Genomic DNA, 12,385 nt, shown 5'->3' with positions numbered 1-12,385 from the left:
GCTCGTGGCTGCGCCGCGATGGGGCGGTCGTGGAGGTGTCGGGCACCCGGGAGGCGGTCGCGGAGGCTCCGCGACCTCCGTCAGGTGCGGGAGACCGTCGGCTTCTCGGCGTCGGTGCCGGAAGCAGGGGTGGTGGTGTCGTCGGAGTCGGACTCGACGTCCTCGAATTCTACCGCAGCCGGGGCGGGCGTCCACTCGCGACCCGGCCGGTAGGCCGAGGGCTCGGCGCCCGGGTGCTCGCGCTTCTGGATCACCACGAGGACCAGGCCGATGACCACGGCGATGAGCGCGGCCCAGACGTTGGTGCGGATGCCCCAGAAGAACTCGCTCGGGTCGATCCGGATGGACTCGAACCAGACGCGGCCGATCCCGTACCAGATCAGGTAGGCGGCGAAGACGGTGCCCCACTGCAGCTTGAGACGGCGCTCGAGCAGGAGGATGACCGCGATGCCGACGACGTTCCAGAGGATCTCGTAGAGGAAGGTCGGGTGGAAGAGCGTGCCCGCCGGGAGGCCGACGGGGAAGGCCGGGTTGGTGGTCTCGATCTCGAGGCCCCAGGGCAGGGTCGTGGGCAGGCCGAAGAGCTCGTGGTTGAACCAGTTGCCCAGGCGCCCGAGCGCCTGAGCGGCGAGCATGCCGGGGGCGAGGGCGTCGGCGAAGGTCCAGAAGCGCACTCCTGTCCAGCGGCAGCCGATGAACGCGCCGACCGCGCCTCCGATGAGCCCGCCGAAGATGGCGTTGCCGCCGTTCCAGATGCGGACGACCTCCCACGGGTCGGCGCCGTCGTAGAAGTAGTCGCCGGGGTGGGTAAGCACGTGGTAGGCGCGGGCGCCGACGATGCCGAGCGGCACCGCCCAGATGATGATGTCGAGCACGACCCACGGCTCCGCGCCGCGGCGCTTGAGGCGCTGGTTCGTCATGATCGTCGCCACGATGATCCCCGCGAGGATGCAGAGCGCGTAGGTGTGGATCGCGAGCGTGAAGGTGCCGATCGTGAGGTCGTACTGACTCCACGCGTCGGGGGGGCTCGGAATGCTCAGCGGTACGGACACCGGTACTCGACCTTTCGAAGGAGGGGGTCCCCCGGGCGCGGCTCGGCCGCGCCCCGGTGGGCATCCCGATTGTAGCGGGAGGGTGTCAGCGCGCGGAGCGCAGGCGGGTGCCCTCGGCGAGGCCGCGGGAGGTCTCGGCGACCGCGTCGACCCCGCCGGACGCCAGCGCCCGCACCAGGGCGGATCCGACGATGGCGCCGTCCGCGTAGGCGAGGATCTCGGCGACCTGCTCGCCGGTCGAGATGCCCAGGCCGACGCACGCGCTCTCGGAGCCGGCGGCGCGGAGGCGGTCGACCAGGGTGCGGGCCGCGGAGTCGACATCGGTGCGCGCGCCGGTGATGCCCATCGTCGAGACCGCGTAGACGAATCCACGGCTCGAGTCGACGGCCTGGCGCAGGCGCGTGTCCGTCGAGGACGGTGCCGCGAGGAACACGCGGTCGAGTCCGAGCCGCTCGGAGACGGCGAGCCACTCGGCGCCCTCGTCCGGGATCAGGTCGGGCGTGATGAGGCCGGACCCGCCGGCCTCGGCCAGATCGGTGGCGAAGCGCTCGACCCCGTACTGCAGGACGGGGTTGTAGTAGGTCATCACCAGGACCGGCACGTCGACGCGCGCCCGGATCTCGCGGACGGCCTCGAAGCCGTGGCGGAGGCGGAAGCCGCCCGCGATGGCGGCCTGGGTCGCCTCCTGGATGACGGGTCCGTCCATCACCGGATCGGAGTAGGGCAGACCGAGCTCGATCGCGTCGACGCCGTTCTCGGCCATGGCCACGGCGGCGTCGATGCTGGTCGGCAGGTCGGGGAAGCCGACGGGGAGGTAGCCGATCAGGGCGCCCGCCGCCTCCTCGTTCCGGCGCCGGACGGTCTCGGCGACGCTCGGTCCGCGGCCGCTCACGACTGCACCGCGCCCTGGTCCATGAGGCCGAAGTAGTGCGCAGCGGTCGTCATGTCCTTATCGCCGCGGCCCGAGAGGTTGACCAGGATGGTGGCCTCGGGGCCGAGCTCGCGCCCGAGCTCCAGCGTGCCGGCCAGCGCGTGCGCGGACTCGATCGCCGGGATGATCCCCTCGGTGCGGCTGAGCAGCATGAGCGCGTCCATCGCAGCCGAGTCGGTGACCGCGCGGTAGTCGGCGCGGCCGATGCTCGAGAGCCACGCGTGCTCCGGGCCGATACCCGGGTAGTCGAGGCCGGCCGAGATCGAGTGCGACTCGACGGTCTGGCCGTCCTCGTCCTGGAGGAGGAAGCTGCGGGCGCCGTGCAGGACGCCGGGGCGACCCTTGCTGATGGTCGCCGCGTGGCGGGGGGTCTCGATCCCGTCGCCGCCGGCCTCGAAGCCGACGAGGCGGACGTCGGGGTCGTCGAGGAAGGCGTGGAAGATCCCCATCGCGTTGGAGCCGCCGCCGACGCAGGCGGTGACCGCGGTGGGCAGCGAGCCGGTCAGCTCGAGGACCTGCTCGCGCGCCTCCTCGCCGATGATCTTCTGGAAGTCGCGGACGAGGGCCGGGAACGGGTGCGGGCCCGCGACGGTGCCGAAGATGTAGTTCGTGGTGCCCACGTTCGTCACCCAGTCGCGCATCGCGTCATTGATCGCGTCCTTGAGGGTGCGCGAGCCGGTCGTCACGGGGATCACCTCGGCGCCGAGCAGGCGCATGCGGGCGACGTTGAGGGCCTGGCGCTCGGTGTCGACCTCGCCCATGTAGACCACGCAGTCGAGGCCGAACAGGGCGGCGGCCGTGGCGGTCGCGACGCCGTGCTGGCCCGCTCCCGTCTCGGCGATGACGCGGGTCTTGCCGATCCGCTTGGTGAGCAGCGCCTGGCCCAGCACGTTGTTGATCTTGTGCGAGCCGGTGTGGTTGAGGTCCTCGCGCTTGAGGATGATCCGCGCTCCGCCGGCGTGCTCGGCGAACCGCGGCACCTCGGTGATGATCGACGGACGGCCGGTGTAGCTGCGGTGCAGCTCCATCAGTTCTGCCGCGAACGCGGGGTCGACCTTCGTGCGCTCGTACTCGGCGCTCAGCTCGTCGAGGGCCTCGACGAGGGACTCGGGGACGTAGCGTCCGCCGAACTCGCCGAAGTAGGGGCCGAGTTCATCCCGGAGTGCCATGGGGGTACCGCCTATCGGTGTGGTCAGTGCGCCAGGAAGCCGGCGAGGGTGGAGACGGGGTCGCCGCCGGTGACGAGAGCCTCGCCCACGAGGACGACGTCGGCTCCGGAGCCGCGGTAGTGCGCGACGTCGTCGGCGGTGAGGACGGCCGACTCGGCCACCTTCACCGCATCGTCGGGGAAGCGCTCGGAGAGGCGGCCGAAGAGGTCGCGGTCGAGCTGGAAGGTGGAGAGGTCGCGGGCGTTCACGCCGATGAGCCGCGCGCCGAGGTCGGCGGCCCGCTCGAGCTCGTCGGCCGAGTGCGTCTCGACGAGCGGGGTCATCCCCAGCTCGAGCACGAGGGCGTGCAGCTCGGCGAGCAGGGGCTGCTCGAGCGCGGCGACGATGAGGAGGACCAGGTCGGCTCCGGCCGCGCGGGCCTCGAGGACCTGGTACGGCTCGGCGACGAAGTCCTTGCGCAGGACGGGGATCGACACGCGCTCGCGGACCGCCTCGAGGTCCGCGAGGGACCCCTTGAAGCGGCGCTCCTCGGTGAGGACGCTGATCGCGCTCGCTCCCCCGAGCTCGTACTGCCCGGCCAGCTCGGCGGGGACGGGGATGTCGGCGAGGGCTCCGCGCGACGGGCTGGCGCGCTTCACCTCGGCGATGATCCTGACGCGCTCGGCGGGGGCCAGAGCGGCCAGGGCGTCGAGGGCGGGCGCCTGGGCGAGCGCGCGGCGCTCGACGGCTTCGAGCGAGGCGCTCTCGCGGCGCCGGGCCGCGTCGGCCAGGGCGCCGGCGGTGAGGTCGGCGAGCACCTAGGCGCGCGCCTTCGGGTTCGCCTTCGCGCCGTTGACGCCGTAGCCCGCCTTGGCCATGCCCATGCCCACGAGCAGACCCACCACGACCAGGCCGGCCGAGAGCCAGACCACCAGGGGCACGTCGAACCAGAACGCGATCGTGCCGATCGTGAATCCGACCAGCATGATGACGACGGCCGTCCACGCTGCGGGCGAGTGGCCGTGGTTGTCGTCGTCGTGCTCGGTGCTCATGGGTCTCCTCCTGGGGGTGCATCGGGACCAGAGCAGTCTAGCGTGAGGCGCCTGAGCGCCCGGCCCCGAACTCGCCTGCGCAGCCGCCTGCAGGAGGCGGGGATGCCGGACCGCCGGACACGACCGCGGCCGGTGTCAGCGGCCCGAGGTGGGGTCGTCGCCGCGCGAGAGCTCGTCCCACGAGACGACCGGGTCGATGTCGCCGTCGTCCGTCTGCACGGTCGACGCGCCGTGGCCGTAGCCGTCGGCGGGCTCGAAGCGGGAGGCGCGCTTCCGCGCCGCTCCCGGCCAGCGGCCCGAGGTCACGAGGACGCCGATCCCGAGCAGCGCGGTGAGCACGCCGCAGACCAGGGCGACGACGGGCCAGGCCGTCGCGGAGGACGAGGCCACGAGCGCCGCGACGGACTGCTCCCCCGCGATGGCGGTCGCCTCGGTGACGAGCGAAGCGCCGGCGCGCACGGGGTCGCCCAGTGCCGTCGCGGCCGCGAGCACCACCGAGGCGCCGAGGACGGCCTGGAGCACACCGAGCACGATCCGGAAGACGGGGCCGGCGATGGCGAGGGCCGCGGCGAGGGCGAGGCCCGCGAGCGCCAGGGCGGAGAGCGCGGGCGCGGCGACGGTCCCGGCCACGTCGATCCGCTGGCCCTCCCCCTCGATCGCGGCCAGGGTCAGCGTGGACCAGGTCTGGGTGGAGGAGGTCAGCTCGAGCGCGGCGAGCAGCACGACCCCGAGGATCGCCGTGTACTTCAGCCGCCGTCCGCTCATGCTCACTCCGCCGGACCGAGGCCGGTGAACGGCACGAGGGGGTCGACGTCGAAGCAGGCGTGCTCGCCCGTGTGGCAGGCTGCGCCGATCTGCTCGACCTGGACCAGCAGGGTGTCGGCGTCGCAGTCGAGGGCGGCACCCCGCACGTACTGCGCGTGCCCGGACGTGTCGCCCTTGCGCCAGTACTCCTGGCGCGAGCGCGACCAGAAGGTGACGCGGCCCTCGGTGAGGGTCCGCCGGAGCGCCTCGCGGTCCATCCAGCCCATCATGAGCACCTCGCGGGTGTCGTGCTGCTGGATGATCGCGGGCAGGAGCCCGGTCGGATCGAAGGCGGCGCGGTCCAGGACGGCGTCGAGCTCGGCGGGGGTCATCGGATCTCGATCCCGGAGGCGGCGAGCGCGCGCTTGACGTCGCCGATCGTCAGCTCGCGGTTGTGGAAGACGGAGGCGGCGAGCACGGCGTCGGCTCCCGCGTCGACGGCCGGAGCGAAGTGCTCGACGGCGCCGGCGCCTCCGGAGGCGATGACCGGCACGGAGCTCAGCTCGCGCATCGCGGCGATCAGCTCGAGGTCGAAGCCCTGCTTGGTGCCGTCGGCGTCGATGGAGTTGACCAGCAGCTCCCCGGCGCCGCGCTCGACGGCCTCGGCCGCCCAGGCCAGGGCGTCGAGCTCGGTCTCGCGGCGTCCGCCGTGAGTGGTGACGACGAAGCCGGACGCCGTGGCGTCGCTCCGCTTGACGTCGAGCGAGAGCACGAGCACCTGCGCGCCGAAGACGTCGGCGATCTCGCCGAGGAGCTCGGGCCGGGCGATCGCGGCGGAGTTGACGCCCACCTTGTCGGCGCCGTGCGCGAGCAGTCGCGAGACGTCCTCGGCGCTGCGCACGCCTCCGCCGACCGTGAGCGGGATGAAGACCTGCTCGGCGGTCGCCCGCACCACGTCGTAGGTGGTCGAGCGGTCGTCGACCGTGGCGGTGACGTCGAGGAAGGTCAGCTCGTCGGCGCCCTGCTCGAAGTAGAGGCGGGCGAGCTCGACGGGGTCGCCCGCATCGCGCAGGTTCTGGAAGTTGACGCCCTTCACGACGCGGCCGGCGGCGACGTCGAGGCAGGGGATGACGCGGACGGCGAGACTCATCGGCTCCCCCTCTACAGGCGCGCGGCGTGGATGGAGGTGACCAGGATCGCGCGGGCGCCCAGGTCGTACAGGCGGTCCATCACCTGGTTCATGTCCGAGCGCGGCACCATCACGCGGACGGCCACCCACTCGGCGTCGTGCAGCGGCGAGACCGTCGGCGACTCGAAGCCCGGGGCGATCGCCGTGGCGCTCTCCAGGAGCGCGACGGGGCAGTCGTAGTCGAGCAGCACGTACTCGCGGGCGACCAGCACGCCCTGCAGGCGGCGCAGCAGCACCGGGATGCCCTCGGGCTCCCCCGCGGCGGAGACCAGGACGGCGGTCGAGTCCAGGATGACCGGGCCGAAGATCTCGAGGCCGGCCTTGCGGAGCGTGGTGCCGGTCTCGACGACATCGGCGATGACGTCGGCGACGCCGAGCTGGATCGCGGACTCGACCGCGCCGTCGAGGCGGATCAGCGTCACCTCGACGCCGTGCTCCCGGAGGAAGCGGCCCACGAGGCCCGGGTAGCTGGTCGCCACGCGGAGGCCGTCGATCTGCGCGAGCTCGTCGTAGCGGCCTGCGGGCCCGGCGAAGCGGAAGGTGGAGTTCGCGAAGCCGAGGCTCGCGATCTCGCGCGCCTCGGAGCCGGAGTCGATCAGGAGGTCGCGGCCGGTGACCCCGACGTCGAGAGCGCCGGAGCCGACGTAGGTGGCGATGTCGCGCGGGCGCAGGTAGAAGAACTCGACCCCGTTGCGCTCGTCGACGACGTGCAGCTCCTTCGGGTCGCGGCGGCCGGTGTAGCCGGCCTCCGCGAGCATCTGACCGGCGGTCTCCGAGAGGGAGCCCTTGTTGGGGACGGCGACGCGCAGGAGCGCCGGGGCGGGGGTGGTGGTCACGGGACGTCCTTCATGACTCGACGGCTGTTCAGGGGGCGGCACGGCTCCTCGGGGAGCGTGCGGGCGCGACGGCGCGGAGCGGAGGCGCACCCCGGCGAGCGGGGCGGGGCTCACAGATGCCGGTAGACGTCGGCCGTCGTCAGTCCCTTGGCGAGCATGAGCACCTGCAGGTGGTAGAGCAGCTGCGAGATCTCCTCGGCGGTGCGCTCGTCGCCCTCGTACTCGGCGGCCATCCACACCTCGGCTGCCTCCTCGACGATCTTCTTGCCGATGAAGTGCACGCCGGCGTCGAGCTCGCGGACGGTGCCCGAACCCTCGGGACGGGCGGCGGCCTTCTCGCCCAGCTCAGCGAAGAGGTCGTCGAAAGTTTTCACCGGGGAAGTCTATACGGCGGCCGGGCGCGGGACGCCTCAGTGCCGGTGCAGGTGAGCGGTCGCCGTCTCGCGCAGCGACGCGATCGCGGCCTCCGGGTCGTCCGCGCCGAAGACCGCGGAGCCCGCGACGAAGGTGTCGGCTCCCGCCTCCGCTGCGATCTCGATCGTGCCGGGTGCGATCCCGCCGTCGACCTGGAGCCAGACGTCGAGCCCGGTGCGGTCCACCACGTTCCGGAGCGTGCGCAGCTTGGGCATCGTCTCCTGCATGAAGGACTGGCCCCCGAAGCCGGGCTCGACCGTCATCACGAGGACCTGGTCGAACTCGGGCAGGAGGTCGAGGTAGTCGTCCACCATCGTGCCCGGCTTGAGCGCGATCCCCGCCCGCGAGCCGATCCCGCGCAGGCGCCGCGCCAGGGCCACGGCGTCGCGCGCGGCCTCGGCGTGGAAGGTCACGGAGAAGGCGCCGGTCTCGGCGTAGTCGGGGGCCCACCGGTCGGGGTCGTCGATCATCAGGTGCAGGTCGAGCGGGCGGGGCGAGACGTCCTGGAGGCGCTGGACCATGGTCAGCCCGAAGGTGAGGTTCGGCACGAAGTGGTTGTCCATCACGTCGACGTGCACGAGGTCGGCTCCGGCGATGCGCTGCAGCTCGGCCTCGAAGTTCACGAAGTCGGCGGAGAGGATGCTGGGGTTGATCCGTGCGGGCATGCGTCCAGCCTAGATCGGAGCGTCCTCGGCGTCCGCCCGGCTGAGCACGCTCCCGCTCCGGAGGGGTCAGGCGTCTCCGGACGCCACCTCGAGGGGCCGGCGGCGGCGGAGGAGCTGGACGAACATGGCGTCGGTGCCGTGCCGGTGCGGCCAGAGCTGCACGTGGAGGGGGCCGTCCGGCAGCGGGAGCGGGTCCGCCGTCACCGCGCGCAGCACGGCCGGCGTGTCGACGAGCTCGAGCTCGTGCCGCTCCTGCGCGAGGGCGAGCACGCGCCGGGTCTCGCCGAGGTGCGGCGAGCAGGTCACGTAGGCCAGCAGCCCGTCGGGAGCGAGAGCCCGGACCGCGGAGTCGAGCAGCTCGCCCTGGAGGGCGGCCAGCGGCTCCACGTCGGCCGCGGACTTGCGCCAGCGCGCCTCGGGCCGACGCCGCAGCGCACCGAGACCGGTGCACGGCGCGTCGAGGAGGATGCGGTCGAACGAGCCCGGCTGCTCGTCGCCCAGGTCGCGCCCGTCGCCGGTGCGCACCTCGACCGACGGGTCGACGGCGGCCAGCGCCTGCCGCACCAGGCCCGCGCGGCCCGGGACCACCTCGTTGGCGAGCAGCGCCGCCCCGCCTGCGCGCGCCTCCGCCGCGAGCAGCGCCGCCTTGCCGCCGGGTCCCGCGCACAGGTCGAGCCAGCGCTCGCCCGGGCGGACCGGCCGTGCCCGGGAGAGCGCCAGAGCGGCGAGCTGGGAGCCCTCGTCCTGCACGCGCACGCGGCCCTCGTGCACCGCGGGGACTGCCTCCGGGTCGCCGCCGGTGCTGGTCATGCCGACCGGCGAGAAGCGGTCGGATTCGGCGCCGGCGATCTCGCCGGGAGACGCCAGGCCCGGCAGAGCCACCAGGTTCACCCACGGAGCCGCGTTGTCGGCGGCGAGCAGCGCGTCGAGCTCGTCGGCCGCCCCCTCCGCCGCCAGCGCCCGTCGCAGGGCGCGCACGATCCACACGGGGTGGGAGCTCAGCGCGGCGATCCGGTCGTCGCCGGAGACCGCGGCCGCGGAGACCCGCTCGCGCCACTCGCCGGCGCCCGAGCGCGAGACCGCGCGCAGCACGGCGTTGGCGAAGGCCACCGCTCCCCGCGAGGAGCCGGCCGCGACGAGCGCGACGCTCTCGTTCACCGCGGCGTGCGGGGCCACGCGGGTCGCGAGCAGCTGGTGCACGCCCAGGCGCAGCGCGTCGAGCACCGGCGCATCGATGCTCTCGACGGACCGGCCGGCCGCGAGGGCGATCACGCGGTCGTAGTAGCCGGACATCCGCAGAGTGCCGTAGCAGAGCTCGGTGGCCAGTCCCGCGTCGGCGGGCGAGAGGCCGGCGGCGCTGATCCGCGCGGGCAGGACCAGGTTGGCGTAGGCGTCCGACCCGCTCACCGCGAGCAGGACGTCGTAGGCGACCCGCCGGGCGGGAGCGGCCTCGCGACGGGCGCTCACGCGAGCACCGTGCTCTCGCGCAGGCCGCGGGCCCAGGCGGCGCCGGCCATCGGGGTCCTGCCGGCGGGCTGGACGGTGACCAGCTCGACCGCTCCGTCCGCGGTGCCGACGAGGGCGCGCCCCGAGTCGAGGCGGACGACGCCGGGAGCGAGGTCCCCCTCGGCCGCGCGGACCGCGAGCACCTTGAGGCGCGCGTCCCCCACCGCGGTCGAGGCTCCGGGCTCGGGAGTCGTTCCGCGCACGAGCGCGAGGACCCGCGCGGTCGGGAGGCTCCAGTCGATCCGGCCGTCGGCGGCGTCGAGCTTGGGAGCGGGGGTCGCCTCTCCGGCCTGCGGAGTCGCGACGGCCGTGCCCTCCTCCAGCGCGTCGACCACGCCGAGGGTGAGGCCGGCGCCGCTCGCGGCCAGCTCCGTCAGCAGCTCGCCCGCGGTGCGCTCCCCCGCGTCGACGGCGAGCTCGGCGTACACGTCACCGGCGTCGAGCTCGGCGACCAGCTGGAAGACGCTCGCGCCGATCCGCGTGTCGCCCGCCATCAGCGCCCGCTGGACGGGAGCCGCCCCGCGCCAGCGCGGCAGCAGGGAGAAGTGCAGGTTGATCCAGCCCAGGCGCGGCACTGCCAGCAGGCGCTGCCGGACGAGGCCGCCGTAGGCCACGATCACGCCGAGGTCGGGGGCGAGCTCCGCGATCCGGTCGGTCACGTCCTCGTCGAGGCGGTTCGCCCGGATCACCGGGATCCCCAGCTCCTCGGCCACGACGGCGACCGGCGAGGGGGTGAGCACGCGCTTGCGTCCCACCGGGGCGTCCTCCCGGGTGACCACGGCCACGACCTCGTGCGCGGAGGCGGCGAGGTCGCGGAGGGTCGGAACGGCGGCGGCGGGCGTGCCGGCGAAGACGAGGCGCACGGGGGTCTCCTGGGGAGTCAGAGGATGTCGGGGTCGTCGAGACGGACCCGGAGCCGGGGGGCCGGCCGGAAGCGGCCGGGCGTGGTCGGCGGGCGACGACGGCGCGTGGCGTTGCGGATCACGGCGGAGCGGAGGCGCGCGGCCACATCCGCACCGCGAGCGTAGTCGAACCGGACGATCGCCCGGACGGAGCCGTCCTCGAGCCCGACAGGACCGAGGACCTCGTGCCGGTCGTCCTCGTCGAGCGCCTCGAGCGCCTCCTCCACCGCGTGCGCGTCGCCGCTCACCGTGGCCAGGCGCACCGCGGGCGGGAAGCGCAGAGCGCGCCGCTCCTGGAGCTCGGCCCGGAGGTACTCGGCCTGCCGCCAGGTCGCCAGGGCGGTCGCGAGCCGGCCGCCGACCCCGACCAGGAGGACCGGCGCGCCCGGGCGGGCCAGCGCCGCGGCGTTCGACCAGGTGCGGAGCGCGTCGTCGGCGACCCGCAGGCTCTCGCGGGCCAGCATCCGCTCGCCGTCCAGCAGCAGGACGGCGTGGTAGCCGCCGTCGGCCCGCGGCTCCGCCCCGCGCGTGGCCACGACGAGCGCGGGCTCGTCGGGGAGGGTGAGCACGGGGCGCTGCCCGTCGGCGACGATCACCTTGGCACCCGGGAAGGCGCGTCCGAGCTCCTCCGCGGTGCGGCCCGCGCCGAGGGAGACGAGGCGCAGAGCCGTCGCCTCGCAGACGGAGCAGGTCCAGTCGGCCGCGATCAGGCCGCACCAGCCGCAGCTCGGCCGCCCGCCCTCGGAGTGCACGCCGAGCGGACCCTGGCAGCGGTTGCAGCGTGCGACGGTCCGGCAGCGGGCGCAGGCGACCACCGGCGCGTAGCCGGGGCGCGCGACCTGGACGAGCACGGGACCGGAGTCGAGGGCCTTCCGCGCCTCCCGCCAGGCGGAGGAGGGGATGCGCGCTGCCGCGTCGTGCTCGTCGGCCGCCCACTGCTGGGCGGTCGGCACGACGTGCGGGCGGCGGCTCGGCCGCGGCTCCACCTCGGTCGCGAAGCCGATCTCGACGAGCCGCTCGACCTCGACCGTGCGCGTGTTGCCGAGCAGGACGAGGCCGGCGCCGCTCTGCTCCTGCCGCACCAGGGCGACGTCGCGCGCGTGCGCGTAGGGCGCGAGCGGCTCGGCGAAGAGTGGATCGCCGTCGTCCCAGAGCCCGATCAGGCCGAGGGCGGAGGAGGGCGCGTAGAGGACGGAGCGGTTGCCGACGACGACCCGCGGCCCGGGATCGAGGCAGCGGACGAAGGCGGAGTAGCGCTCGGCGCCCTTCTGCCGCGCATCGAGGCGCACCACCGCCTCCGCGGGGACGAGGGCGGCGAGGGCCAGCTCCAGCTGCTCCTGGTCGCGGTAGTCGGGGACGGCCAGGATCGCGTCGCGGCCCGCGGCGAGCGTGTCCCGGGCGAGCTCGGCGAGCGTGACGGCCCAGCCGCCGACCCACGCGCCCGAGTCGAGCCTCACGGGAGCCGGCACGGCGCCGACCGCCAGCCGGGCCCCCTCGGCGAGTCCCGCGAAGGAGGCGTCGGGGTAGCCCGTCACGCCGCCCGCCTCGACCGCGGGCGCCGCAGGAGCGGGACCCGCGGCGAGTCGCGCCTTCTCGACGCGGACGTGGCGGCGCGGCACGGCCAGGCGCAGCACGTCGCTCGCGCCTCCGGAGGCGCGGTCGGCCACCCGGCGGGCGAGGGCCCAGACCTCCGGGGTCAGCACGACGAGCGGCGAGACCAGCTCCTCGATGCCGCTGAGCGCTCCGGCGTGCTCGGTCCCCTCCCCCGTCTCGACGACGAACGCGTCGGCGATCCGGCCTCCGGTCCGCAACGGCACCCGCACGCGCACGCCGGGGACCACCTCGCCGCGCAGCGCCTCCGGCACCGCGTAGTCCAGGAGCCGGTCGAGCTGCGGGAGGGGCGAGTCCAGGAGCACGCGCGCGACGGCTCCGCTCGTCGCCATCGC

At 74.4% G+C, this 12,385-nt stretch carries 14 protein-coding genes; all 14 read right to left on the bottom strand.

The features are described 5' to 3' along the window. Positions 1-80 precede the first annotated feature (80 nt). Positions 81-1,052 (bottom strand): prolipoprotein diacylglyceryl transferase, encoded by a 972-nt coding sequence (lgt, locus tag C5C56_RS01010; RefSeq protein ID WP_258059820.1) that lies wholly within the window; start codon positions 1,050-1,052, stop codon positions 81-83. Positions 1,053-1,137: 85 nt separating this feature from the next. Beyond that, complete coding sequence (gene trpA / locus C5C56_RS01005; protein ID WP_104232657.1) at positions 1,138-1,944, bottom strand: tryptophan synthase subunit alpha; 807 nt, start codon at positions 1,942-1,944, stop codon at positions 1,138-1,140. After that, positions 1,941-3,152 carry a tryptophan synthase subunit beta gene (trpB, locus tag C5C56_RS01000; RefSeq protein ID WP_104295337.1) on the bottom strand — a complete coding sequence of 404 codons (1,212 nt, stop codon included), beginning with the start codon at positions 3,150-3,152 and terminating at the stop codon, positions 1,941-1,943. The genes trpA and trpB overlap by 4 nt, the downstream gene beginning before the upstream one ends. A gap of 23 nt (positions 3,153-3,175) precedes the next feature. Continuing rightward, the gene (trpC, locus tag C5C56_RS00995) at positions 3,176-3,949 is read right to left on the bottom strand and encodes an indole-3-glycerol phosphate synthase TrpC (RefSeq protein ID WP_104318981.1); all 774 of its coding nucleotides are present in this window, start codon (positions 3,947-3,949) and stop codon (positions 3,176-3,178) included. Next, positions 3,950-4,183 carry a DUF6704 family protein gene (locus C5C56_RS00990; RefSeq protein WP_104221860.1) on the bottom strand — a complete coding sequence of 78 codons (234 nt, stop codon included), beginning with the start codon at positions 4,181-4,183 and terminating at the stop codon, positions 3,950-3,952. It abuts the gene before it with no gap. Between the two features lie 135 nt (positions 4,184-4,318). Next, complete coding sequence (locus tag C5C56_RS00985; protein WP_104260723.1) at positions 4,319-4,948, bottom strand: Trp biosynthesis-associated membrane protein; 630 nt, start codon at positions 4,946-4,948, stop codon at positions 4,319-4,321. A gap of 2 nt (positions 4,949-4,950) precedes the next feature. Continuing rightward, positions 4,951-5,319 carry a phosphoribosyl-AMP cyclohydrolase gene (hisI, locus tag C5C56_RS00980; protein ID WP_104221855.1) on the bottom strand — a complete coding sequence of 123 codons (369 nt, stop codon included), beginning with the start codon at positions 5,317-5,319 and terminating at the stop codon, positions 4,951-4,953. Next, complete coding sequence (hisF, locus tag C5C56_RS00975; protein WP_104221853.1) at positions 5,316-6,077, bottom strand: imidazole glycerol phosphate synthase subunit HisF; 762 nt, start codon at positions 6,075-6,077, stop codon at positions 5,316-5,318. The genes hisI and hisF overlap by 4 nt, the downstream gene beginning before the upstream one ends. Positions 6,078-6,088: 11 nt before the next feature. Continuing rightward, positions 6,089-6,952: an ATP phosphoribosyltransferase gene (gene hisG / locus C5C56_RS00970; RefSeq protein WP_104221851.1), complete on the bottom strand. Its 864-nt coding sequence runs from the start codon at positions 6,950-6,952 to the stop codon at positions 6,089-6,091. A 110-nt stretch (positions 6,953-7,062) separates the two neighbouring features. Next, complete coding sequence (locus tag C5C56_RS00965; protein ID WP_055791842.1) at positions 7,063-7,326, bottom strand: phosphoribosyl-ATP diphosphatase; 264 nt, start codon at positions 7,324-7,326, stop codon at positions 7,063-7,065. 36 nt (positions 7,327-7,362) lie between these two features. Next, the gene (gene rpe / locus C5C56_RS00960; protein WP_104287920.1) at positions 7,363-8,031 is read right to left on the bottom strand and encodes a ribulose-phosphate 3-epimerase; all 669 of its coding nucleotides are present in this window, start codon (positions 8,029-8,031) and stop codon (positions 7,363-7,365) included. Between the two features lie 66 nt (positions 8,032-8,097). Then, complete coding sequence (locus C5C56_RS00955) at positions 8,098-9,498, bottom strand: RsmB/NOP family class I SAM-dependent RNA methyltransferase (RefSeq protein WP_258065532.1); 1,401 nt, start codon at positions 9,496-9,498, stop codon at positions 8,098-8,100. After that, positions 9,495-10,400 carry a methionyl-tRNA formyltransferase gene (locus C5C56_RS17705; protein ID WP_181027104.1) on the bottom strand — a complete coding sequence of 302 codons (906 nt, stop codon included), beginning with the start codon at positions 10,398-10,400 and terminating at the stop codon, positions 9,495-9,497. The genes C5C56_RS00955 and C5C56_RS17705 overlap by 4 nt, the downstream gene beginning before the upstream one ends. Positions 10,401-10,417: 17 nt before the next feature. After that, the gene (locus C5C56_RS00945) at positions 10,418-12,382 is read right to left on the bottom strand and encodes a hypothetical protein (protein WP_104297627.1); all 1,965 of its coding nucleotides are present in this window, start codon (positions 12,380-12,382) and stop codon (positions 10,418-10,420) included. Between the last annotated feature and the right edge of the window lie 3 nt (positions 12,383-12,385).

The sequence above is a fragment of the Rathayibacter sp. AY1D1 genome (genome assembly GCF_002932635.1).
Classification (GTDB): domain Bacteria; phylum Actinomycetota; class Actinomycetes; order Actinomycetales; family Microbacteriaceae; genus Rathayibacter.
The sequence above is the reverse complement of the archived record's forward strand: the minus strand, read 5'-3'. Positions and strand labels throughout refer to the sequence as shown.

Bases quoted from the DNA above. Each gene is read 5' to 3' on its own strand.
- trpB (WP_104295337.1), bottom strand. From the start codon at position 3,152: ATGGCACTCCGGGATGAACTCGGCCCCTACTTCGGCGAGTTCGGCGGA.
- C5C56_RS00990 (WP_104221860.1), bottom strand. From the start codon at position 4,183: ATGAGCACCGAGCACGACGACGACAACCACGGCCACTCGCCCGCAGCG.
- C5C56_RS00985 (WP_104260723.1), bottom strand. From the start codon at position 4,948: ATGAGCGGACGGCGGCTGAAGTACACGGCGATCCTCGGGGTCGTGCTG.
- hisI (WP_104221855.1), bottom strand. From the start codon at position 5,319: ATGACCCCCGCCGAGCTCGACGCCGTCCTGGACCGCGCCGCCTTCGAT.
- hisF (WP_104221853.1), bottom strand. From the start codon at position 6,077: ATGAGTCTCGCCGTCCGCGTCATCCCCTGCCTCGACGTCGCCGCCGGC.
- rpe (WP_104287920.1), bottom strand. From the start codon at position 8,031: ATGCCCGCACGGATCAACCCCAGCATCCTCTCCGCCGACTTCGTGAAC.
- C5C56_RS00945 (WP_104297627.1), bottom strand. From the start codon at position 12,382: ATGGCGACGAGCGGAGCCGTCGCGCGCGTGCTCCTGGACTCGCCCCTC.